The sequence below is a fragment of the Micrococcus sp. HMSC31B01 genome (genome assembly GCF_001816085.1).
In the GTDB taxonomy this organism is placed as follows: domain Bacteria; phylum Actinomycetota; class Actinomycetes; order Actinomycetales; family Micrococcaceae; genus Micrococcus; species Micrococcus luteus.
This window is the reverse complement of the sequence record NZ_KV825463.1, coordinates 854-1,470: the sequence shown is the minus strand read 5'-3', so window position 1 is coordinate 1,470 and position 617 is coordinate 854. Positions and strand designations below refer to the sequence as shown.

Here is a 617-nt window from a genome sequence, read left to right as displayed (position 1 = left end):
ATGGCGCACGGCGTCGCGCGGGGCAGGCGGGGGTCGCGGCCCCGCGTAGACTGGTGTGACCGTCGCCGCGCGGCCCGTGCCCGGCGGCGAGGACGGCCCGATCAGGACCCCCAGGAAAGACGGTGTCGCGTGCGCGCAGTGCCCTCGAGGACCACCCGCGCCGCCCGCGTGCCCTTCTCCGGATGGCTCGCCCTGGGCAGCGCCGGGCTGGCACTGCTGGCCCCCACCCCCTACATCCTCGAGGGCCCCGGCCCCGCCGTGGACCTGCTGGGCGAACGCGAGGGTCGACCCGTGCTGCGCGTCGAGGGCGGCGAGGCGGACCCGGGTGAGGGGACCCTGCACATGACCACCGTGATGGTCGGGGGTCCTCCCATCGGCACCACCTCCCTGCTCGATCTCGGCCGCGGCCTGACGGACCCCGCCGTGGACGTGGCCCCGCGCGAGCTGATGTATCCCACCGGCGTCACCTCCGACGAGGTCGGCGAGGCCAATTCGGCGGCCATGTCGGACTCCCAGCAGACCGCGACCGCCGCGGCCCTGCACGAGCTCGGACGCGAGGTGCCCCAGCGGCTCGTCGTGCAGCAGCTCGTGCCCGGCGGGCCCGCCGAGGGCGTCCT

Annotated in this window: 1 pseudogene; it reads left to right on the top strand. The window is 76.2% G+C overall.

Annotated elements, in window-relative coordinates:
- Positions 1-129: 129 nt before the first annotated feature.
- Positions 130-617: pseudogene (locus tag HMPREF3105_RS13635) on the top strand (hypothetical protein); the annotation flags it as partial.